The sequence below is a fragment of the Nitrosomonas communis genome (genome assembly GCF_001007935.1).
Classification (GTDB): Bacteria; Pseudomonadota; Gammaproteobacteria; order Burkholderiales; family Nitrosomonadaceae; genus Nitrosomonas; species Nitrosomonas communis.
On sequence record NZ_CP011451.1, the window covers coordinates 806,680 to 829,801 of the forward strand.

Annotated in this window: 21 protein-coding genes and 1 pseudogene; 9 read left to right on the plus strand and 13 right to left on the minus strand. The window is 43.8% G+C overall.

Annotated elements, in window-relative coordinates; genetic code table 11:
• Positions 1 to 387: 387 nt before the first annotated feature.
• On the minus strand, positions 388 to 1,281 hold the full coding sequence (locus AAW31_RS03545) for an IS3 family transposase (RefSeq protein WP_258920429.1): 894 nt from the start codon (positions 1,279 to 1,281) through the stop codon (positions 388 to 390).
• A 165-nt stretch (positions 1,282 to 1,446) separates the two neighbouring features.
• On the opposite strand from AAW31_RS03545, the gene AAW31_RS03550 reads away from it, so the two are divergent.
• The 3 genes from AAW31_RS03550 (at position 1,447) to AAW31_RS03560 (ending at position 4,544) form a co-directional block, all read left to right on the plus strand.
• Positions 1,447 to 1,806 (plus strand): IS630 transposase-related protein, encoded by a 360-nt coding sequence (locus AAW31_RS03550; RefSeq protein WP_046849185.1) that lies wholly within the window; start codon positions 1,447 to 1,449, stop codon positions 1,804 to 1,806.
• Positions 1,802 to 2,272: a transposase gene (locus tag AAW31_RS03555; RefSeq protein WP_144412830.1), complete on the plus strand. Its 471-nt coding sequence runs from the start codon at positions 1,802 to 1,804 to the stop codon at positions 2,270 to 2,272. Before AAW31_RS03550 ends, AAW31_RS03555 begins: the two co-directional genes overlap by 5 nt.
• 295 nt (positions 2,273 to 2,567) lie before the next feature.
• On the plus strand, positions 2,568 to 4,544 hold the full coding sequence (locus AAW31_RS03560; protein ID WP_046849187.1) for an aminotransferase class I/II-fold pyridoxal phosphate-dependent enzyme: 1,977 nt from the start codon (positions 2,568 to 2,570) through the stop codon (positions 4,542 to 4,544).
• Positions 4,545 to 4,665: 121 nt separating this feature from the next.
• Here the strand turns inward: AAW31_RS03560 and phoR are convergent, their stop codons facing one another.
• Positions 4,666 to 6,054, minus strand: coding sequence for a phosphate regulon sensor histidine kinase PhoR (gene phoR / locus AAW31_RS03565; protein WP_046849188.1), 1,389 nt, complete (start codon positions 6,052 to 6,054; stop codon positions 4,666 to 4,668).
• A gap of 288 nt (positions 6,055 to 6,342) precedes the next feature.
• Complete coding sequence (gene phoB / locus AAW31_RS03570; RefSeq protein WP_046849189.1) at positions 6,343 to 7,068, minus strand: phosphate regulon transcriptional regulator PhoB; 726 nt, start codon at positions 7,066 to 7,068, stop codon at positions 6,343 to 6,345.
• Between the two features lie 126 nt (positions 7,069 to 7,194).
• On the opposite strand from phoB, the gene AAW31_RS03575 reads away from it, so the two are divergent.
• Together AAW31_RS03575 and ubiE are read left to right on the plus strand one after the other, a co-directional pair.
• Positions 7,195 to 7,575: a gamma-butyrobetaine hydroxylase-like domain-containing protein gene (locus AAW31_RS03575; protein WP_046849190.1), complete on the plus strand. Its 381-nt coding sequence runs from the start codon at positions 7,195 to 7,197 to the stop codon at positions 7,573 to 7,575.
• Between the two features lie 65 nt (positions 7,576 to 7,640).
• Positions 7,641 to 8,375: a bifunctional demethylmenaquinone methyltransferase/2-methoxy-6-polyprenyl-1,4-benzoquinol methylase UbiE gene (ubiE, locus tag AAW31_RS03580; protein ID WP_046849191.1), complete on the plus strand. Its 735-nt coding sequence runs from the start codon at positions 7,641 to 7,643 to the stop codon at positions 8,373 to 8,375.
• A gap of 93 nt (positions 8,376 to 8,468) precedes the next feature.
• Here the strand turns inward: ubiE and AAW31_RS23020 are convergent, their stop codons facing one another.
• Both AAW31_RS23020 and AAW31_RS03585 read right to left on the minus strand, forming a co-directional pair.
• Positions 8,469 to 8,594, minus strand: a complete 126-nt coding sequence (locus AAW31_RS23020) for a hypothetical protein (protein WP_258920412.1) — start codon at positions 8,592 to 8,594, stop codon at positions 8,469 to 8,471.
• A complete protein-coding gene (locus tag AAW31_RS03585; protein WP_046849192.1) occupies positions 8,588 to 9,490 on the minus strand; it encodes an FAD:protein FMN transferase in 903 nt (300 codons plus the stop codon). The genes AAW31_RS23020 and AAW31_RS03585 overlap by 7 nt, the downstream gene beginning before the upstream one ends.
• A 452-nt stretch (positions 9,491 to 9,942) precedes the next feature.
• Here AAW31_RS03585 and AAW31_RS03590 point away from each other — a divergent pair, with 452 nt between their 5' ends.
• The gene (locus tag AAW31_RS03590; RefSeq protein WP_052752054.1) at positions 9,943 to 10,692 is read left to right on the plus strand and encodes a cytochrome c biogenesis CcdA family protein; all 750 of its coding nucleotides are present in this window, start codon (positions 9,943 to 9,945) and stop codon (positions 10,690 to 10,692) included.
• 518 nt (positions 10,693 to 11,210) lie between these two features.
• Positions 11,211 to 11,558, plus strand: coding sequence for a small metal-binding protein SmbP (smbP, locus tag AAW31_RS03595; protein WP_046849194.1), 348 nt, complete (start codon positions 11,211 to 11,213; stop codon positions 11,556 to 11,558).
• A 228-nt stretch (positions 11,559 to 11,786) separates the two neighbouring features.
• On the opposite strand, the gene AAW31_RS03600 is transcribed toward smbP, so the two are convergent.
• The 5 genes from AAW31_RS03600 to AAW31_RS03620 all read right to left on the minus strand — a co-directional run bounded on the left by AAW31_RS03600 (position 11,787) and on the right by AAW31_RS03620 (position 16,831).
• Positions 11,787 to 14,546 (minus strand): DUF3570 domain-containing protein, encoded by a 2,760-nt coding sequence (locus AAW31_RS03600; protein ID WP_082110330.1) that lies wholly within the window; start codon positions 14,544 to 14,546, stop codon positions 11,787 to 11,789.
• 8 nt (positions 14,547 to 14,554) lie between these two features.
• Positions 14,555 to 14,782 (minus strand): DUF4266 domain-containing protein, encoded by a 228-nt coding sequence (locus tag AAW31_RS03605; RefSeq protein ID WP_046849195.1) that lies wholly within the window; start codon positions 14,780 to 14,782, stop codon positions 14,555 to 14,557.
• 53 nt (positions 14,783 to 14,835) lie between these two features.
• Entirely contained in the window at positions 14,836 to 15,297 is a 462-nt protein-coding gene (locus AAW31_RS03610; RefSeq protein WP_144412831.1) for a TlpA family protein disulfide reductase, read from the minus strand.
• A 104-nt stretch (positions 15,298 to 15,401) separates the two neighbouring features.
• Positions 15,402 to 15,866 (minus strand): hypothetical protein, encoded by a 465-nt coding sequence (locus tag AAW31_RS03615; RefSeq protein WP_046849196.1) that lies wholly within the window; start codon positions 15,864 to 15,866, stop codon positions 15,402 to 15,404.
• A 203-nt stretch (positions 15,867 to 16,069) separates the two neighbouring features.
• Positions 16,070 to 16,831 (minus strand): hypothetical protein, encoded by a 762-nt coding sequence (locus AAW31_RS03620; RefSeq protein ID WP_235264487.1) that lies wholly within the window; start codon positions 16,829 to 16,831, stop codon positions 16,070 to 16,072.
• Between the two features lie 490 nt (positions 16,832 to 17,321).
• On the opposite strand from AAW31_RS03620, the gene AAW31_RS03625 reads away from it, so the two are divergent.
• Positions 17,322 to 18,869 carry a fused MFS/spermidine synthase gene (locus AAW31_RS03625; protein WP_046849198.1) on the plus strand — a complete coding sequence of 516 codons (1,548 nt, stop codon included), beginning with the start codon at positions 17,322 to 17,324 and terminating at the stop codon, positions 18,867 to 18,869.
• 68 nt (positions 18,870 to 18,937) lie between these two features.
• Here AAW31_RS03625 and AAW31_RS23840 read toward each other — a convergent pair.
• The 3 genes and pseudogenes from AAW31_RS23840 to AAW31_RS03630 form a co-directional block, all read right to left on the minus strand.
• Positions 18,938 to 19,048 (minus strand): annotated as a pseudogene (locus AAW31_RS23840) (IS982 family transposase); the annotation flags it as partial.
• A gap of 381 nt (positions 19,049 to 19,429) precedes the next feature.
• Complete coding sequence (locus tag AAW31_RS21130) at positions 19,430 to 19,567, minus strand: hypothetical protein (protein ID WP_158441373.1); 138 nt, start codon at positions 19,565 to 19,567, stop codon at positions 19,430 to 19,432.
• Positions 19,568 to 19,675: 108 nt separating this feature from the next.
• A complete protein-coding gene (locus tag AAW31_RS03630; RefSeq protein WP_046849199.1) occupies positions 19,676 to 21,211 on the minus strand; it encodes an amidohydrolase family protein in 1,536 nt (511 codons plus the stop codon).
• Positions 21,212 to 21,935: 724 nt separating this feature from the next.
• Here AAW31_RS03630 and moeB point away from each other — a divergent pair.
• On the plus strand, positions 21,936 to 23,108 hold the full coding sequence (gene moeB, locus AAW31_RS03635; protein WP_046849200.1) for a molybdopterin-synthase adenylyltransferase MoeB: 1,173 nt from the start codon (positions 21,936 to 21,938) through the stop codon (positions 23,106 to 23,108).
• Positions 23,109 to 23,122: the final 14 nt, after the last annotated feature.

The window sequence follows — 23,122 nt, forward strand, 5'->3', positions numbered from 1 at the left end:
ATTATTGATACTGTCTACAGCTTGCTTTCGCGTTATGTTTGGTTTAGATGAGAATTCTTTTGGAATCATTTTTAACCGGTTAAGCTTTAGCGATGAACTTCTTCGTCGCTAAAGCTTAAATCAGTGTAATGGCTTATTCTTTGACTATAAATTCAAAGCTTTTCCTGAGAATGCTTGCAAACATAGAGATAAACCGTTATTAATCAGTTTGGCCAGTTCATTGGTTACTTTGATTGATTGAAGTTGGGTGATGTCTTCCTCAAGAGTTTAATGTTATTGATCAACTGGCTTCTATTTCATCGCTTAATTCACATTAGGCTGATGTGGTTCCCTGTAACTGGACAACCTGAAAGAAAGTTCAGCTCTGATATGTATAGTTAAACAGGTTCAGGCAACCCGATCAATTCTTGGATCACTATAGTAGATTTCATCAGGCGTAAGACGATCAAGGCTTTGATGAAATCGTTCTTGATTGTACCATTCAAACCATGTGGATAAATTCTGCTTTATCTCCTTCAGATTATTGAATTCTCTGGTATATAAAAGCTCATACTTAACTGTCCGCCAAAGTCGTTCAACAAAAATGTTGTCATAGTAGCACCCCTTGCCATCCATGCTGATCTGAATATGATGATCTTTTAGTATGGAGGTAAATGCTTCGCTGGTAAACTGTACGCCCTGGTCGGTATTCATGATCTGTGGACAGCCATAATCCTGGATGGCTGCCTCCAGCGCCTGAGTACAAAAGTCAGTATCCAAGGTATTGGACAAGCGCCAGCTCAACACCTTACGCGAATGCCAGTCGATGATGGCAACCAGATAGCCAAAGCCTTTCTCCATGGGGACATAGGTTATGTCGGCAGCCCAAACCTGATTGGGTTTATTAATGACAAGTTCTCTAAGCAGATAAGGATAGACCTTATGCTGTTTGCTTGAGATGCTGGTCCTGGGTTTTGGAGCTATGCTGACAATACCGAGTGTCTTCATTAAGGAAGAGGCTTTCTTGCGCCCTAACATGATTCCCTGGCGCTGAAACCAGGTAGCATAACTGCGTGAGCCATATTGTGGCGTCTTTAAGTACTGTTCATCCATCATGCGCAGCAGAACCAGATCAGCATTACTGATTGGTTGCGGTTGATAATAATAAGTTGAGCGCGCCAGATCCAGCAGCTGACATTGACGAGTTTGACTAAGTTTGCCATGGGGCTCAATCATCTCTTTGCGTTCTACAAGACTTAATGATTGAGCTTTCTTGCTAAAAAATCGCGTTCTACCGCCAATTGACCAATAACCCGGTGCAGGTCATCTGTTGTAGGCTGCTCCTTATTGGCGGCAGTATTATTTTTACAAAACAGCTCGGCAGCTTGCTCAATGAGTTGCCGTTTCCAGCTATTGATCTGCGTGGGATGTATAGCATGTCCCCTATAAATTGATTATAATTTACAGATGACCTATCCGATATTATTTCGCCGTAAAGTATTATCCGTTCGTGAGAAGGAGAACCTCTCAATCGCGCAAGTGGCCAAGCGTTTTGGTGTAGGTGTGGCCAGCGTGATGCGTTGGATCAAAACTCCCGATCCCAAGACCACCCGCAACAAACCTGCCACCAAGATCAACATGGAAATGTTGGCGCAGGACATCAAGAATTATCCGGACGCGTATCAGTACGAGCGCACCAAACGGTTGGGTGTCAGCAAGCAAGGCATTAACCATGCTTTAAAGCGTCTGGGCGTGACTTATAAAAAAAAGCCTGTGTCACCCCAAAGCCAGCGAAAAAGAGCGGCGTATCTTCCAGCAAAAAATTGAAGACTATGAGCGAGCAGGCCGCGTTATCGTCTACCTTGATGAAAGCGGCTTTGCGCACGACATGCCACGCACGCATGGCTATGCGCCAGTGGGTGAGCGCGTCCATGGCGTAAAAGACTGGCATGCACGAGGTCGAACCAATGTGATTGGCGCCCTGATCGGAAAGACGCTGCTGACCATAAGTCTGTTCATCGCCAATATCACCGCTGACATTTTCTATGCGTGGATAACGCAGGACCTGTTGCCTAAACTTCTGCCCGCTTGCGTGATTGTCATGGACAACGCAACCTTTCATAAACGGCAGGATATCCAAACCGCCATTGCCAATGCCGGGCATACACTTGAATACCTGCCGCCTTATTCCCCTGACTTAAATGACATTGAACCCAAATGGGCTCAGGCCAAAGCCATCAGAAAAAAGGAAGGTTGTTCCATCGAGCAGCTCTTTGCCGCTTATGAAATTTAAATCATTTTATATGGGATCTGCTATACATTATAACGCGCTGCTAATTGGGGGACAGTTTCATCACCACGTATCGCTGCCAGCGCTAGTTTTGCTTTGAATTCGCTCGAATATTGTATGCGCTTTTTACTCATTGTTATTAAGCTCCTTTTTAATTCTGCCAGAGCTTAACAACCTGTACAGTTTTTGGGTACCACTTCAGGCTTTTGTTAAGCAGGATAATAATTTCTAATTGAATGGTTACCGGTGAACGTTCTAAGCTATCACCTCCAGCTCTCATTTTGATGACGCATATCTCATGAAAAAACCAATCAGCCGTATTCTGCTTATCAATGATGAAAAACTGATCCTCAAAGCATTCATCAAGGGATTAAACGACGCAGCCAAGTCAATGGAAAATTCATTGGGGATCACTTTTATTGGCGTCACCACTGCACGCGAGGCGTTGCAGGTACTTGAAGAAGATGGCGATATTCAGGCAGTGGTGGTCGACGATAAGCTCTATACCCTGCAAAGTGAACGGAAAGGTACACGTAATCTGCAAATGACGGCATTAGAGCTCGTCCAGAAAATTTCCCGTTTTCGGCCCGAATTAAATATTTATATACTGATCGCACAAGAACAGCAGGATGACGTCGTCGATGCCCTCTTTTCAGAAACGGTAGATGGTTATTTCTATCGAGAAGAACGTGATTATCGCGGTATGTATCGCATCCTTAATGCTCAGTTGCAAGAAAAGGCGCGCACTCCTTTCTATGATCAACTCAAGAGTTATGTGCTGATGGCAAAGGATGCTTGGCATACACCGGGGCACTCTTCTGGTGATTCACTGCGCGATAGCCCTTGGATAAGCGATTTTTATGAATTTATCGGTGAGCATATTTTCCGGGCTGATCTGTCGGTATCCGTGCCCATGCTTGATTCATTAATGGAACCTACTGGAGTCATCGCGGAAGCACAAAAAATTGCCGCGGAAGCATTTGGCGCACGCCGTACCTTTTTCGCTACTAATGGCACGTCTACTGCCAACAAAGTCATTTTCCAGACCTTACTCGCCCCGGGTGAGAAATTACTATTGGATCGGAATTGTCACAAATCGGTACATCATGGCGTGGTGCTATCAGGCGCTCATCCGGTTTATCTTGACTCATCGGTCAATAAGAAATTCAGTATTTATGGGCCGGTACCTAAACAAACCCTATTCAATGCCCTTGAACAACATGCTGATGCAGAAGCATTGATATTAACCAGCTGCACCTATGATGGTTTACGCTATGATCTTTCCCCGATCATTGAAGCCGCGCATGCGAAGGGGATCAAAGTTATTATTGATGAAGCCTGGTATGGCTTCGCCCGCTTTCATCCCGCTTTTCGTCCCACTGCTTTGGAAGCAGGCGCTGACTATGCCACCCAAAGTACGCACAAAGTACTGTCCGCTTTTTCTCAATCCAGCATGATTCATGTCAATGATCCCGATTTCAACGAGCATCTTTTCCGTGAAAATTTCAACATGCATACTTCCACCAGCCCTCAATACAGCATGATTGCAAGCCTTGATGTAGCCCGCAAGCAGGCCACGCTGGAAGGATACAAACTGCTTTCGCGCACACTGGAGCTTGCCAGGGAACTCCGTCTACAAATCAATGCTACAGGTGTATTTCAAGTGCTGGAACTGCCTGAACTCCTGCCTGATGAAGTCAAGCATGACAATATCCAGCTTGATCCTACTAAAGTAACAGTAGATATTTCACGCTGCGGCTTTACTGTGGAAGAGCTGATCCGGGAATTATTCGAGCACTACAATATTCAAGTGGAGAAATCCACTTTTAATACGCTTACCCTGCTGCTTACCATCGGTACTACCCGCAGCAAAGTCTCGCGTCTTTATGATGCCCTGATGCGCATTGCGCGTGAAGGCCGGGCCCCTCGCCGTCTTTACCAGATATCCGAAGTTCCTCATTTTACTGAGTTGAGATATCTGCCGCGTGATGCATTTTACTGCGAAGGTGAATTAGTACCTTTATTGGACGAAGAAGATAGAGTCAGTAAGTATTTGGAAGGAAGAGTATCTGCCGATCAGATCACACCTTATCCGCCCGGTATCCCTGTGCTGGTACCAGGCCAAACGATTACCAACAGCATCGTACATTATCTGGTCAGTATACTGCGCTCACAAAAACATATGGAAGTACATGGCATTGTCTTTGATGGCTACTTGCCTTGCTTAAGGCTGCTTACCGCTACTGAGGAAGGAAGTTTGAGAAAGCTGTCTTAGCCCTGTTTTTATTCCATTTCTAAAGCAAAATTAACTTTGTCGGCTTCACCTTGCCGTATGATTGATCCTGTCTGCGGCTGGCCTTCGTGTTATGTTTGATTTGAAAGTGGGATAAGAAAGACTAAATTAGCGGTGGAATGGTTTTATTGGAAGGCATAGCATGGGTATCATGGATAGTAAGGTGGCTTCCCTTGTTTTTTATCAACCGCTTTGCTGGGAACCAGACTTTGAAAATACTTCCTTTTTCTATTTCACTGATAATTTCCATGTGAGCCTGATGGCGATTTAACACATGTTTGACGATAGCAAGTCCTAATCCTGTTCCCCCGGTTTCACGGGAGCGACTGCGATCGACTCGATAAAACCGCTCTGCCAGGCGAGGAATATGCTCAGGCCCGATACCGATCCCACTATCCTGCACATAAAATAAGCCCTGGCCCTGCTCTTCTGTCCAGCTCAATGAAATATTGCCGCCATCGGGTGTATAGCGAACGGCATTACTGATCAGATTACTGAAGGCGCTCCGTAACTCGTCCACACTTCCCAGCAAGTGAGCATCACTCACCAGCTTCAAATGAATGTGATGGCGTCCTGCACTAAGCGATTGCGCTTCTTGATACAAGCTTTGCAGCAATTCAGCAATGTTAATCTCTTCCTCATGCAAAATATTCTGCGCATTCTCGAGTTTCGATAAGGTCAGTAAGTCCTCGACCAGATGCTGCATGCGTTTAGCCTGATCATTCATTAAAATCAACGCGCGCTTTTCCATCTCGCTGTCTTTAATATCTTCATATAATAATGTTTCTAGAAACCCACCTATAACCGTCAAGGGGGTGCGCAACTCATGTGAAACATTCGCGATGAAATCACGACGCATGATTTCCATTTTCTCAAAACGTGTAATATCTCGACTGATCAGCAGCTTTTCCCTATCACCATAAGGCACTAGCTGGAGTAAAAGCACCAGCTCCTCATATCGTGATTGCTTGATAATCAGGGGTTTGCTGTAATCCCCGGAAGTTAAATACGCTACAAACTGCACCTGCCGTACCAGATGGGTCACATGCTGCCCAATATCCAGCCTCAGATCTAATCCTAAATGCTGCTCAGCAGAAGGGTTACACCATTCAATTCGATCCGCTTCATCCAGGATAACGATCCCTTCCGGCATTGCTGAAGTAGCGCGCTGCAAACGCTCCAGCGCTTTGCTCAGACTTTGCCGGCTTCGGTAATAACGCCGGATAAAGCGCGCCAGTCGAATGAACACATCCCCCCACACCCCAAAGCTTTTAGGGACATTCGGTATGGTGAATGGATCAAAAGCACTATGATTAAAACGTTGAAACCATAGATCAAGCAAAGCCAAGTAATAGGTATGATATATCGTTAATCCTAACAATACCAAGCTGAATAAAGCCAATGCCGTCACAGCATCTACCACACCCCATATTATAACTGTAACCACTATCAGCAAAATAATAGCAGCAAAGCGTCGCCAGAGATCAAACACTTCAATAGTCCGCGGGTAAGAAATTCTTTTGGATATTCCAGAAATGATTCCATTTCTAAATCAAAACTGACTTTGTCGGCTTCACTTTGCCCTATTATGGGTACTGTCTGCGGCTCGCCTTGGCGTCATGTTTGATCTGAAAATGGAATTAACCTCTTCTCATTTAATTGCCTTTGGAAAAATTAGTTTGCAGCGTATTATGCGCGAAAAAGCAAATAGGTACAGAAAAATTACTGATAATTAAAAGGATAGCAAAGGATAATGCTCAAAATCAATGCAACCCAACTTTTATTCAGCACCAGCTTCACAGCGGGTAGAAAAACGGTAACCTGCTCCCCTTACAGTCTGCACCAATTCATCTTTGCCTGCATCTTCAAGCGCTTTACGCAGCCTTCGTATATGAACATCTACTGTACGATCTTCCACAAAGACATGGTCTCCCCAGATACGATCAAGTAATTGCTCCCGTGTATGCACGCGTTCAGTATGCGTCATCAGAAAGTGCAATAGACGAAATTCAGTCGGTCCCAAGACAATTTCTGCTGACTTTGCACCATTTTCGAGATCATTAGCGGTTACTCGATGTGAGGCTGGATCTAATTTTAACCCGCCTACTTCAACCACTTCATCTGACACTTCTGGTAAGCGTCGGCGTAGCACAGCCTTGATGCGCGCCACAAGTTCACGCGGCGAAAAAGGTTTAATAATATAATCATCTGCACCGATTTCCAGTCCGGTTATCTTGTCACTTTCCTCCACTCTGGCCGTTAACATGATAATAGGAATTATCTTGGTGCGCGCTTCTCGCCGCAGCATGCGAGCAAACTCGATGCCGCTCATATTGGGTAGCATCCAATCCAGCAGCACCAAATCCGGCAACGCATCGTTAACTATTTCCTTTGCCTCTTCTGCACTTTTGGCGCACAAAACGCTATACCCTGCAGTGCGTAAATGGTATGAAATCAGCTCCTGGATTGCGGGCTCATCTTCCACGATCAGTATGGTTGCAGCCATTATACTCATGACTCCATTCAAAAAAATTATTTAGAAATTTCTGAGATAATATAGTGGCAATATTGCATTTTCGTGACAAGCATTCTAGCTGCTATTTATTAATAATTTCAATTTTAAAAAACGTCTATGGCAGGCCTTAGTAAACATACCCCAATTCCCACTGAAATAAAACTTCATCAGAAATCCAGAGTACTGGAAATTTCCTTCAGCGATGGTAAAACTTTTCGGTTGTCTTGTGAGTTTCTTCGCGTCTATTCTCCGTCAGCAGAAGTACGAGGTCACGAGCCTGGACAAGAAATTCTGCAGACTGGCAAACAGGATGTGTCCATCACGCATATCGAGCCAGTGGGCAATTACGCCATCCAGTTAAATTTTTCTGATGGCCACAATACGGGACTTTATTCATGGGATTTACTTTATAATTACGGATTGAATCAAGATACAATGTGGCAACATTACCTGCAACGACTAAATGATGCTGGTATCAACCGTGAAAATAATACATGAGGGATATATCAAACTCATCATTATTTATTGCACTCATTTTCTTAATACTCAATTAATCATTCGAAATGACAAAGACCACCCATTTTGGCTTCAAAACTATTTCAGAAGCTGAGAAAGCACATAAAGTTGCAGATGTTTTTGACTCGGTAGCTGCACGCTACAATCTGATGAATGATGTCATGTCGCTCGGTTTGCATCGACTGTGGAAACGGTTTGCTGTCGAAACCAGTGGCGTAAAAGCGGGTGATCGGATTCTTGATATCGCAGGCGGCACTGCAGATTTGACGGCGTTGTTCGTTGAGCAAGTTGGTGAAACAGGCCAGGTTTGGTTAACTGATATTAACAATTCCATGTTGACGATCGGTCGGGATCGCATGCTGAATGAAGGAATAGCCGTCCCAGTAGCCCAATGTGATGCTGAGAAACTACCTTTCCCGGATAATTTCTTTGATCATGTCAATGTCGCCTTTGGCCTGAGAAACATGACTCACAAGGATATTGCGCTCAAGGAAATGCTGCGTGTGCTTAACCCAGGCGGATCACTTACCGTGCTGGAATTCTCAAAAGTATGGAAACCACTCCAACCTTTTTATGATACTTACTCTTTCAAGGTGCTCCCTCTCATGGGTAAATTAATTGCTCGGGATGAAGGAAGTTATCGTTATCTTGCCGAATCAATTCGGATGCATCCATCGCAGGATGAGTTGAAACAACTCATGCAGCAAGTTGGATTTGAACGGGTAGAATATTTTAATTTGGCTGCTGGTGTGGTAGCGCTGCATCGTGGTTATAAATTTTAGAATATTTTCAAAGGCGTCATAAAATATTTGTGCAAAGGAACCGTTGCGTATGATTCCCTTATGCTTTATCTATTAAAATGCCTTCCTGGATTCTCATCCCATTTCCAGATCAAACATGACGCCAGGCGAACCGCAAACAGGATCAATCATACGGCAAGGAGCAGCCAGCAAAATCAGATTTGATTGAGAAATAGTATAATCTCTTTGATTTATCAGCATTCTTCCGTGAGCGCGCCTCCCACTTGCCCATCAACATCTATCCACAAATGGGGTAAACCCAGGTCAGCAAGCCAGTCTTTGCCTTGCTGCTCTTTTAGCATGCCGATCGTTGAAGCACTGCCCGCAATAACACAAAAATCAGCCACGACACTTACTGCAGCCATTCGGCTTACAGGCCAGCCTGTCTTTGGGTTGAGCACATGGCCATAACGGACGCCATGTATGGTCATACAGCGCTCATAATCCCCACTGCTGGCAACTGCACCCGAATAAAGTTCCAGCGTTTGTAATAAGGTCTCGGGACGACGCGGGTGACGTATCCCGACTCGCCAGGGACTACCGTCCGCATGCGGGCCAATAATCTTGATATCTCCTCCCAAATTGACCATGCCATGCTGAATACCCCTATCCCAACATATCGTAGCAGCACGATCTACTGCATACTCTTTAACGACACCACCCAGGTCAATCTCCATGCCAGCAAGCGGGAATTCAAGCACAGGCGAGGCCCACTTTAATTTATGCCAGCCAATTTTATCCAGCAAGGCTTGAATAACCGCTTCATCCGGTAACTGATTTGATTTAAAATCCCAGGCACGGCGCAAAATACCCGAGGTAATGTCAAAAAGCTCATCACTCTCCCGATAACAGGTGTCGGCATAATCCAACAAGCCGGCTGTTTCGTTATCAACGATAATACTTCCTCCTTTGGCTGCGATCCGATTAATCTCAGACAAAAAACTACTTTCACGATAGCGGGAATAAATTGACTCTAATCGCTGAATATCAGAAATGGCAGCCTCCATCGCACGCCCGGCCTTAGTCTCGGTTATGGCATAAATCTGTATTTCACAAGGTGTGCCCATCGCTTTAAAGGAAAAACGGTACAGTTTCATTAAAAAGAAATTACTCAGGTAGTCATTCAGACAAGTCTAGAACCTTTATTTTCATGTACATGCCTAATGATACGCGTTATCGCATCCAGGTTCTTTTAAATAAATTAAAATGAGTAAATAATAAATTATTTACTTTGTCATTTTTTAACGACAATTTTTTTGGAATCTTAACTATTATAGAAAATTCATGTAGCAAATTGTTTATAAGCTTACTAAGATCATGGAATAATGTTTGGCTGATTCCGAGAAAATATTACGTTTAGTTGCTGACCTAGCCCCATAGATACTGCACTTTGAACTTATAGCTCTTCATAAAAGTCTGATGCAACTTATTCCATTTCTAAATCAAAACTGACTTTGTCGGCTTCCCCTTGCCGTATTATTTATCCTGTCTGCGGCTCGCCTTCGCGTCATTTTTGATTTAGAAATGGAATTAGAAGGTGGAGGCAATGATGGATATACAGCTATGGGTAAGCCAGTTAATGAGTCAACTGGCAGGGTTGCTGCAAGTTAGCTATGCTTTTGGCGCGGGAATGGTCTCTGCGGTAAACCCATGTGGCTTTGCGATGTTGCCCGTGTATCTGGCGCTTTATCTCGGCGCCAAGGACCATCAGTTTCAACAACATTCCTGGCTTTATCGACTTAGCAAAGCCTTTGGTATTACTGTAGCTGTTACGGCAGGCTTTGGTCTCCTATATGGACTGATTGGTATTCTTATTTCTGCCGGTTGGTCGACTTTGCTCGGCGTGATGCCCTGGGTGTCGGCAATTATCGGCGTCATCCTCATCGCACTTGGAGTATGGCTGCTTTTGGGCAATCAGCTTACGCTTGATATCTTCATGAAAATAGGTAACCAGATTGGAGACCCCCGCACCATCAGTGTTCGGGGGTTTTTTCTGTTCGGTATAGCCATGGGGGCAACATTCATGAGCTGTGCATTGCCAGTCTTTCTTATCGTCGTCGGAAGCTCGATGACTTCCGGTAATTCTGAGATAATATTATTACAGTTCCTCTGGTATATTCTCGGAGTAGGAACGGTCCTATTAATATTGACTATAAGTATCGTATCTTTAAAGGAAAGAGTCGTGGTCGAAACCGTGAAACGATTCGTTCCATTTTACCATAAGATATCTGCCATACTGCTGATTTGTGCCGGAGTGTATATTTGCCACTACTGGATGGAGAGCGATCTGCTCCTTTAAATAGACCTTGGCCATATCCAGACAGAATGGCAGTTAAAATGAATCGAAGACTCCATTGATACACGCTTGCTGCTTGCCATCATCGTTATCGCCCTGCTTCACCTATTCTTTCCAGAGCTGTTGGAAACTCAGAGATAATAAAAAAGCACCAAAGCTCTACTCCCAAATCATCTGGAAAGATGGCTGAAAAATATTTCTAGTTCGGTACAGTTGAAATTTTTTTAAGCTGCATTTGGAGAAAGCACACCAATTGATTTGAACATTACGTTTTTCTCAACAGAAGAAAGCAAAAATGGCAAATCCCTATTCTTTCAAATTCAGTCAGTTCAGCCTATCAGTAGATTGAAATAGATGCGTTTGCAGTATTACTGTATTCCAATAATGCATGTAATATTTAAATCAAAGAAAAATATTAAGCGAGATTGCTTTCCTCTTTCTTGGAATTTTGGTGAAAATGAGTGAGGCAATTCTTATCCAGGATGTTCGACATTATAAATCTTAAATAAGGAATAATTCTCATGAAAGCAATATCCACAACTATTCTTGGAGTTGGAATTTTGGCTTTTTGCTTGAGCGCTCAAACCTATGCAGACGATGCAGGTCATACGTCAGAAGCGATGGAGCATGCAGGAGAAGCTAAGGCACATGGTGAAATGGGTCACGCCAAAGAATCACTTAAACATGCAAAAGAAAGTCTGGATCATGCTAAAAAGGCAAGAGATGATCATGCTGCTTCCCAGAAGCATATGGATGAAGCGATTAAACATTTGGAAGAAGGCATCAAGAGTGCTGAAGGTGATCAGGCCAAGGAAGCTGCCAAACATACTGACGAAGCAATCAAACACATGCGCCAATCCGGTCATTAATTATGCTACCAAGCTCAAGCCTCCGATCAAGGTGGAGGCTTGATTATCGGTTTAAGCACAAGCGCAATTCTTAACTCATTTGCCGGCTTCTTCTTGGCGTATTATTTATACTGTCTGAGGCCAGCGTCATGTCATGTTTGACTTGGAAATGGATTTAACTGCGCTTTACACTCTGCTGATTTTCCAACCAGCTCACTCCAAGAAGGGGAGAATTAAATCCCAAACAAATTAAAAGCTATAATGCCACGTAGCTGATAATCCACCCTTACGCTCGAGCTGAAAACCATTCACATCCTGATGCAGTGGTTGCACCCATTCAAAAGCAAAGTGATTGCCAGCAAACTTGCCGTTTGGTACCGAAGCATTTACACCAATGCCTATTTCCCAGTAGTGTCCTCCTTGATTCGCTGGGAAATCCATTGGTCCAATACGTGCATCAAACTGGTTGAAATCTCCATGTATTTTATCGCGGTAAGTATAAGCGCCTCGCACTGAAGCTCCCAGCCAATGGGTTAACTGATATCCTCCCCAGGTAGATGCCTGAAAAATATCCCCCAGTCGATAACCTGATTCGTTACTGCTTTCCATTCGCTTGACGCCATAAAGCTGGGTTCCCCAGTACCAGCGATTATTTTCTCCGGTATAAGTTACATTAGGCATGAAGTCCCAGGTGCCGCTTCCTAGCTGCATATCAAAGTGAATGAGTCCTCCATCAGCCTGAAACATACGCCTGAGCTCCAAATCTACTTTCCCGGTCGGTGCGCTGACACCTAAACCCGCATGGACTCGGTGTCCAGGTAAATCTAGCAGCTTATAAAGCGACATCAGAATGGTGTCACCGACACCGCCGGTTGTATGTCCGCCAATGCCGGTATGCTCGTGGACACCCGGAGTGGGTGGCGGGCGCCCGGTAAGCTCACGCAAATTCATATCCATATCCATGAATTGCGGCATAATCATTAGATTCAACCAGCGAGTGGGCGCATACATGATATCGAGCATGTGCATTCTCATGCTCATATCTTTCGGGGCAAAACGGCACAACGTGACATCGCCACATCCCTCATTGACAATTGTCTGGTCACTGGCATGATGTGTTCCTTGCAACATATCACCCGTCTGACGAGAGTACATAAATCGATATCCCACCATGAGTTCGCCTGGCTTATCCAGCATGTGGCCAAACATGATGCTGGCCGGAACATAATGTTGAGCATGTTGATGCTGTTCGCTATGATCATGATCAGCATGGTTACGCCTAGCCTCTTTCGCCATACGAGTACTAATGGTGTCCATATCAACCTTGATCGCTGCATTGGCAACGTAAAAATCAAAATCAGCAAAACTGCTATGACCATTTCCACCCAGTTTCAGTGCGCTGGCTCGCGTGTAATATTCAAAGGCGGCTTCTAGTTCGATTCCTTTGGTAAATTGCTTGTTAACTACAACACCGCCGCTCAACGAACCAAAACCAGACAAACGGTGATCACTGGAAAAGCTTTTAGGCAGCTTGGCAGCATCAAATGAAACCAGTTGAGGTTGTAAATTAAGTTCAGTTGCATCAATCGGATTGCCATTCGCATCGAAAAAATTACCATTGCCATTACGAAAAAATTGTTGATTGGGATTATCTGAATTTACCCATACTTGCCGTCCTGAGGCATCGATGGCAGGACTACGAAACGCCTGACTGGAAATGAGAAAAGGATTATAAAAATCAGCTGAATCTTGTGAGTAATAGCGAATGCGAGGCGTAACAGTCCAGCCATAACCCAGTGGTTGTACCCAATCCACTTCAAAAGTATGTGCATGGATTCCCCAATCATCGAATGAGAATTGGTAATTCAGATGAAGTGCCGCATCCAATGGGCTAATATGCTGCACGAATTTACTCCCTAAAGCCAATTGATTGCGGATATTGGGGCGCTGCTCCAACAAGGCACGCGCATCACCAATGATGGGGATATTCGGATCGGGACTGATGGCATTCGGGTTAACAAAAATAACCGTCATGACTTTGTACGGATTTTCCATAAACCCGCTGCTATGGGTATAACCGATATTGGTATCGATCAGCGAGTTCTTACCAAGAACCTGAGTCAAGCCCAAATTAGCTGTCCAATCCTGACGATCACCTCGTAATATATCCGAGCCACTGCGCCGCTCTATTTGATTGGCATAAGCGGTGGTAGTCAAATAAGGCACGAGATCCGGGTCGAGAATGGCGGATGTTTCACTGCTGGTATAAGCTGCTCCATATTTCAAGCTGGTTAACTTCTGATTGAAATCGAAACGACCGCTGATATTGCCATAACTGGATTCATAATCCCTTTCTAATGAAAATCCCCCTCCCACATTAAGCGCAGCCTCATCCCATTCATAACCCAGTTTAAAATTTGCCTGATTACGTGTTTCAGGCGATGCGGAAGACAGCACCAGCACATTACGTGAATCAACGACTTGTCCAGCATCGGGTGTCAGTCTAAGTGGATTTAAATTATGATCGAGCAAAACTCGGGTGTTGACGAAAGGAGAGGCCCCAACGGTAACCACCCCGTTGGGTGAGTTTTGCAGAATCGGCCGATTGCCATTCGCCACTAAAGGCGCTGTGGTAACAGGCGTCGCACCCGACCAGGTATCTTGAGTATAGTTAAATGAAAATTTAACTCGATCATAGAAGGTAAAATTGCCGCTTCCATGTACGACGTCAACCGTAATCGGTTTCAGGTTGCTATGTATATTGTAAAGATTGCGTTTACCTTCTTCATAGCGGATATATTGGAAACTGACGTTGTCACTGCTGGGATTGGCACCGTGTGCAGAAGACAATAACAAACCCGGCAAAACAAGCGCGGCAGACGTCAATGCCTGCAGCGCTGTTTTATTGGAAGAAGAAGCTGAATGGGCTTTTAAATCGCTAGATTCAAGTTCCTCAGCTGAATATTGAGTTGAACCAGCTAAGCGTGGATCGTTCAAACCTATTTTCATGGTATGGCTTAGAAACAGCCACAGCCGCCGCCTCCCCCCGAAGAATTAATGCTGGCAGCAGCTTCACGACTGCCATAAACATGTGCCTGAATAGCGCTTTGTAATGGGGTAGGCTCCAGCGCCATTTGCGGTTTGGCAAGATTACCACGCTCCCAGGCCGCTACCTGGACACAGCCGGATAATCCCGATACGCTGAGTAAAATAGCGAAAAGGACAATAAAGTGAGTGACTTTCATCAATGAAGTCAAGCTAAGAATGTCTATACTGGCACAATGAATATAAACTAGCCCTATAATTCTTCTTGCAGCAATTGCTCAATTAAGCCACGCAGCTCTTCAGTTTCCCCAGCCCGAAAACCACGATGAATATGTCGAACCAAACCTCTTTTATCAATAATATAAGTGGATGGCATAGCCATCACGTTGAAGTCTTGAGCGCAGCGTTTACTGGTATCGACCACGATAGAGAAATTAACGGGACGTTTGGCAAGAAATTTCTTGGCATCTTCAAGATTTTCATCCAGATTTATGCCGATCACTTTCAATCCTTTGTCTTTAAATTCCTGCATTAACTGACTCATGAAGGGAAATGATTTAGCGCAAGGAGGACACCAGGAAGCCCAGAAATCTATGTAAATTACTTCGCCTTTCATTGTTTTCCAATCTTCAGCAGGTTTCCCATCCAAAGAAGCCAACTCACAATGCGGTGGCGGCGTATTTCCTTCCAGGTGCGCCCTGACAGATGTCACCATAGAAAGGAAAAATATCAGGCTAACTGAAATTAATAAACTGATTTGCTTAATCATTTTATAAATGATATTCAAAGGACGTGAACAGGCCATAAACAGAACTGCCATTATTCGAATTGATCGACTACTATGTCTGTACCAGTATGCACTTGATTGGCGGTCATGCAATGCCATTCCACTTCAAAATCCCGCGCACCCGCTATCGTTTTGTCCGCCATCATGAAGTAAACACCACTGCCACCCTGCAGGCTTACTTGTTCACTAAATTGTGCATCCCCTGGCGTAGTATCGGTAACACTGATTGCCTTGCTGCCTTTAAACAGCTGAAGACTGACAAACATTCCTGGTATAGGAGCAGAATTATCTCTAATCTTGGCTACGAGATGAGCAGCTGGTCCATTGCCATCATCAAAGCAGGTCACACGTGCCAGCGCAGTAAATGTTGCCTTGTTACCGGCAGGATCAAGCGTAGCACCACCGCCATGCGCACTAATAGTTGCAGCATAACAGGCCGTGATGATGCTACCAGCAGTCACCAATATTTTTGATAGAATTGATAGATTCTTTGCCATACTTCCTCCTTGCTCTTTTGAGCAATCAATATAATCTTTACATATTATATTGATAAAAACATTATGAAACTATTTCTCTGTTTGTTCTCTTAGTCTGTTAGCCAAATTCTGTACATAGCTGTTTCTACCCGCTGGCGATAGTGTCCTTTTCTGTTAATGCAAACGGGATGCATGATCCCGTTTGTAAATGTCAAGTTTAGCGTTTATTGAGGCCAAACTTGCTGACCGTTGAATTTGATCGGCATATCGCGGTTGATCTGCGCAGCGGAAGGTTTTACTTCGACATCAACTCCACCATTACATGATCCAGGCAGTGGATTATTCGTTAAATCGCGATTGATCGTTAATGAAGCGGGTCCATCATCTTCCGCTCCCACACGGTCATACGGTGTTCCCAGATTATTATGGGTCCACAGATTAACAGGCCCTCCAGATTCTCCACTTCCACTGCGTAATGCATCAATTCCGGTAATTTCACAAATATCGACAATGGAAACAAAGAATTTTACGCTCTTAGCGCAAGAAGTTGGTTCAATATTTGTTGCGCTAACTCTGAAAGGAACAAATGCATTCATATGAGCCGGCATACCTGATCCGCCGCCAGACCAAAACCCGACCACATTACCTGTGGGCCCTTGTTTTTCATCTACAAAATCAAATACTGCCCGGGTTTGAAGAGGCTGAACATTAGGCCCCCAGTTTGATACAAAATCGGTCAATGTCCCATTATGCGGCTGACCGCCGACGGTAATAGTCGAATCCGTGCCATCCGGAAAAACCACTGAGGTTCCAATAATCGCTTTCTCGCCACAACCATGACCGATGGTAACATTATTCGTCACTCTGACATTTTCAGTAACTAACGGCACTTCCAATCGTGTATGAGCCAGCGCATTCTGCCCAACACCTGCCAGCACGGCTGCAGCTAAAGCCAGCGTCAGTGTTCTAATTTTATTTTTTTTCATCATGACTCCCTTCTCTAATAATCTAAAATAATAACTCTATGGTTTATTGATTTATTCGAGACAACAATTAAAAAGATTCATCCCAATCCACCGATTAATTTATCAATAAAGATGAATGCGCTGTCACCGTAACTATTTGTCTATCCCCAATGAATAAATAGTCGCAAACGATTATCTGGTTTAATTAAACAAATAACAATGCGACAAATTGTCGCACCCGCTATTCCATGCTTGTCGTAGAAACCATCTGGTTCGAAATCCATATTAAAATCAGTACGGTTCGAACAAAGGAAAACATATTTCTTAAATGACGATAATCAGTCATCCAGGTATGACAATTTGCCGCATATGCAAAGCAATCATTCATTTATATAATATTGAATTAATTAAAAAATAGACTCAACAAATTGGGTATTATCAATTACGTGTGTTGTTTACATCAACCGCTCGCATTCGGGATAAATGTACTTATCCACAAGCAAGGAAATTCATGACACAACCCCTTTTCCCTCTATTCACTCATCTCTGGCTCTACTGCACTGTATTTCTAACTGGTGCTGCAGTTATGGTCATTGAACTGTTGGGCACACGCTTGATCGCCCCCTTCTATGGAGCCAGTTTGTATGTGTGGGCTTCCCTTATTTCGGTCACCATGATTGCACTGGCAATCGGTTATTTTGTGGGCGGACGCTGGGCAGATCGTGCTAAACGAATGGGTTTAACATTGATCATCGCTCTGGCAGGAATGTTTACTCTTATTGTTCCTTGGATAACAGGCCCGATATTACTAGCAACTGATTCTTTAGGATTACGGCTTGGCACCTTCATCAGTACGCTGATATTATTCACGCCCAGTCTAACCATGCTCGGAATGGTTGGTCCTTTTGCTGTCAAACTGGCTACTTCCAATTTAGATGGCATCGGCGCCAGCACAGGTTCCATTTATGCCGTCAGCACGGTCGGCAGTGTTGTTGGCACGCTGTTTCTGGGTTTTTATTTATTCCCCCGTATTGGTTCTCACGAAATCTTTCTTGGGCTCGGTTCAGGGCTATTTTTACTCGCTTTGATCGTTGCATTTTTTGAACGCAAGCGCTTTAAATTGACCACTGCGATACTGCCAGTTATGTTGCTGTTCTTCATTGGCGTCAGTTTATTACCCAAAATAACCAATAATGACCACAAGCAGCACCATTCCTCTTTTCAAACACGCTTCGAGCGTGAAAGCTTATATGGCTGGGTACGGGTCATTGATAATCCAACACTCAATTTACGCTTGCTGACCGCAGACGCCTCAACTATTGGAGCAGCCGGGCTAAGTCATGGCGAAAATGTTTTGACCTACCAGAAAATTGTGGGATTGATTCCGATGCTAGCACCTGATATGTCGAAGGCATTGTTGATTGGCCAGGGCGCGGGTCATATGGCCACAAACCTGCAACATCATGGCATCTTGACAGATACCATCGAAATTGACCCAGCTGTTGCTGAAGCAGCACAAAACTATTTTGATTTCACTCCCACTGGAAAAACAATCATAGGCGATGCCCGTTATGAAATTCGTCAATTGCAAGGAACCTATGATTTAATCATTCTCGATGTTTTCACCGGGGGATCGGAACCGGTTCACCTTCTAACCAAAGAGACTCTCTCGCAAATTCATGCGTTACTTTCAGAACAGGGTCTGCTTGCACTTAATTTTGTATCTTTTTTAGAAGAGGGCACAAATATTGCGGTGGCTTCTGTAGCTAAAACACTGGCGGAGGTTTTTCCGTATCAGCTAGTTTTTATCTCGGAACCTGGCATCGACTTCAATGATTTTATCTTTATCGTTTCTAAACAATTAATTAGTATTGATAGTGGCACACTTAAACCAGACCAGAGCACGTGGCTTAGAAATAGACTGCTCAATTTGGATCAGCATGCAGGTATTGTGTTAACAGACAACTTCAATCCGTTAGAATATTTCCAGGCTAACAAATCTGAATATTATAGACGCATGCTGGTAGATTCATTTGGGACAGAATTTTTCATACGTTAATTTTGGCAAAATGAATTAATTCAACATAAAGAAGTAACGATGGAAAACGCGGCGCTGCCTAATGCCCGATAATAAGTTTTTAATGTCTGATAACCAGACAGAAGGAATCCTACCACGATCGTCATGACTTCACTTAGACACAGCTTTCCTCGTCGATGACGCCGTTTTAGCGATAACTCCGAAAAGCGCTACCCCCACCACGACTCACACGCCTTTACAAAAGGCGTCAATGCCATAAAAAGTTACTACTATTGTATCCATCGGAATCTGATCCCTCCAATGATGAAACTATTTTTAAAAATCCTTTCATCATAAGGAATTCAGATGTCTTTTGCTGCTTTTCTTATCCCGAACTCACGTTAATAAGTAAAGCGGGGAGTTTGTTTTGTTCAATACCGCCACTTATCCTGATACGTTTAACCAATACATAAATCGTAAAAATGAGAAACCAAAATACTCATTACTGAGAGAGCTGTACTTTTGGATTATCTAATTCCATTTCTAACTCAAAACCGACTTTGTCGGCTTCACCTTGCCGTATTATTTATACTGTCTGCGGCTCACCTTCGCGTCATTTTTGAGTTAGAAATGGAATAACCAGATTTATCATACTGTGCCCAACTCATCGGATCATCTGTTGCCGGGACACGCTTGTCACGCATTTGAGATAACGCCATATTATGCCTTGGTCGCACCATGATAATCTGGCTCTGGTTTAACTTCTCAAATCATTTCAATACGCTCTTGATAAGTATAAGTCTATATTTACCACAATACCTGATTAGACGTTGTGATTTACTTGTCGCTTACCGACATCCTGAAACAGGCAACCAATTGGATATCGGGCCTTCGTTCTGCAATAATCCGTCAGCACCCATGTAATACACATGACTGTCAGCCGAGGAAACACCCAAATAGGCATTGCTTGTTGAATAAAAGCGATAGCTATAAATACTTAAAATCTCAGTAGATGCCCCGGCTGGCACAAACAGATCAGGATATTTAGCTTCAGCCCAAGTAAAGAGGCAGTCGATCTCAGCCGTTGTGGGCTGCTCATTAAATTTATTTACGATAGTGCGACCACCTGAAATAACGAGATCCGGATACTCCAGTATTTTGATTTTTTCAAAAGGATTTCCTCTCACCGCAATAATATCGGCAGGCGCACCAGACACCAGAGTGCCAAGCGGAGCCAGACCCAAATATTCTCCAGCTTTTGAAGTTGCCGCCTTGAGTACGTTCATAACATCTGTGAAATCAATCGTTTCTCCACTTGTCAAGTGCAGCATCATATGAAGTTCTTCCCCATTAATTCCCCAAGGAACATTGTCGTGCCCTATCTCAGAACCATAGATGAATTTAGCGCCTTTACTCGCCAGACTCATCGTATTGGAATGTATTCCCTTCTGAGTACTGCTATCTATACAAGATGCAAGTGTATCGATGGTTGTCACAAAGGTAACATCCTGGTCCACCGCACGTTGCAGTAAATCTTCTCTAATTTCAGAACAAGGAATATGCGAGAATTCGTCAACATTTGCATCAAGCGCCCGTTCAAAACCGATATTCTCACCCACATGGACAAGTACTTTTTTGCCTAATTCATGTGCTTTAGTCACAATTGCGTTCACAATTTCCTGTGGTAGCAAAGGCCATGGCGTAGGAGGTAGAGGTTGGCCAGCATGAGGCTGCATCCACGGTGCTCCGCTTTCTCCACCAGGTTCCAATGCAATCTTGATGGCTGTTGCTCCACCTGCAACAAGATCAGCAACGACTTTCTCAGCTTCGACAACGGAGCCAACTGAAATACCAATATGGTCATCTCCCCCAGTACCTCCGAACACATTCAATGGATAGCCATCAGGAGTCTGAATGATCGGGCCAACGCTTAACAAGCGCAGCGTGCCTTGGCCTCCTTCAGGAGCCTTTAACGGTCCACCGGTATCCCGAACAGTAGTGATGCCATGCTCTAGTAGGTCATCTTTTTTTACATTTTGGAAGGTAATATGCGCATGTGATTCGATAAAGCCAGGCAAAATTGTGGCATCACCCAAATCAATTCTGTTTTCACATAATGCGTTTAATTGTCCCGCAGAACCGGTTTGCTTGATTTTTTCTCCCTCGATTAATACTGACATATTGTCTTGAGGGAAATTAATTCCGTCAAACAGCCGGGCTGCTGTCAAGATTTGACAAGCCGGAAGTGCTGGCACTTCCGGAGTAGTGGAGTCTGCAGCATGATTTTCACCGTCATGTGCAAGAGCACCCAAACTAACTCCTTGTAAAAATATCATTGCAACCATCAAATTTAATGCTTTATGACTACAGATTTTGTTTTTCATTTTGCTTTGAAGAATTATCTCTCAATAGGTTTAATTAATTATTTTCGTACAATAAATTCCATTTGATAGCAGAAAAAATAGAAAATATAGCCATATTAATAGTTTGGCATATGATGTTTAAATCCTGCTCTCATGGTAGCTTCGTATTAGTCTGGTATTGTAAAGACAGATCAATATTGCGGAAATGTGGCAAATTGCCGCACCTTGTTATCAAATATTGCTTTTATTTATGCTTGAAGAATATTTTGGAAGCCATGGCTGTGCTAGTTTATGAGCCTCTTTTGCCATCCGATGATTACACATGTTCACCTTCATCTCTTGATCCCCTGCTCTTCCCGGTAGCCCTGCGACAAATTGTCGCGCGACAATTTGTCGCATTTTAAATTTGGAATTATTAATTTAAAGTATGCATCATCGAAATCGATGGATCAGTTATCTCTAGCGAAGCCTTAGAAACACCTATACATTTTTTGTTGTTGTAGATACTAACCTTCTGATATTTAAAACTAAATATTGATATGACGAAAAATGACAGCAACCAGAATAATAAAATTAATGCTAAATAAATATATGCTTAAGACATTAAATGCCGACCTTCCTACGGCATCACGTATTCTGATGAAAAATGCTCAATTGCATTCTGGTCCTCTTTCAGAAATGAATTGATAAAACAAACAGTAATTTCAGCTCAACTTCATTAAGCATTACCCAGGGAGAAAGATTTATGCAACTACCACCATTAGTAAATCCAGCAGAAAAATTAAGCAGCGATGAGCTTTCACGCTATAGCCGTCACTTGCTCATACCTGAAGTAGGATTGATAGGACAGCAGCGCCTTAAAAACAGCAGGGTTCTTGTGATCGGCGCGGGAGGCTTGGGCTCACCAGCGCTACTTTATCTCGCAGCAGCTGGAGTCGGTACCCTTGGGATTGTTGATTTCGACACGGTTGATCAATCTAATCTGCAAAGGCAAATCATTCACGGCCAAGCAGATGTTGGCAGACCAAAATCCGAGAGTGCAAGAGACTCCATCAAAGCCCTGAATCCATATGTTCGTGTGCAATTGCATAACGAACGTCTTGAGGCTACCAATGCTGAAGCAGTCTTTTCAGGATATGACCTGATTGTGGATGGTACAGACAATTTTGCTACACGCTATCTTGTTAATGATGCTTGTGTCCTTACCGGCAAGCCATATGTCTGGGGGTCTATTTTTCGCTTCGAAGGACAAGCTTCTGTCTTCTGGGAAAATGCACCCGGTGATGTGGGATTGAATTATCGTGACTTGTACCCTGAACCACCTCCACCGGAAATGGCTCCCTCCTGTGCCGAGGGCGGAGTATTTGGTGTTCTTTGCGCCGCGATAGGCGCAATAATGGCCACCGAAGCAATCAAATTAATAACCGGTCTGGGAAATACTCTGCTGGGCAGACTTGCTGTCTACGATGCGCTAGACATGACCTACAGATTCATTCCCATACGCCGTGCGCCTGTCAGAACACCCATCAAGACCTTAATTGATTACCGTGAATTCTGTGGTCTCAAGCAAGCAAAAGCAGATCAAGATGAAGGCGTTCCGGTTATCAGCGCGTTAGAACTCAAAAAATTACGCGAAAATGGTACAAAAATGCAATTGATCGATGTCCGCAGGATCGAAGAATGGAATTTTGTCCATATTGAAGGCGCTCAGCATATTCCCAAAGACGACATCATTTCTGACGAGATCTTAACGCAGCTGAATAAAGATGATTTTATCGTTCTTCATTGCAAGATGGGGGTTCGGTCCAGGGACGTTCTCATCGAAATGCAGGAGCTGGGTTTTACCAATGTTAAAAGTCTGGATGGTGGCATTCTTGCCTGGATTAAAGATGTAGACCAGACATTGCCAAGCTATTGATTCTTTCTAAAACA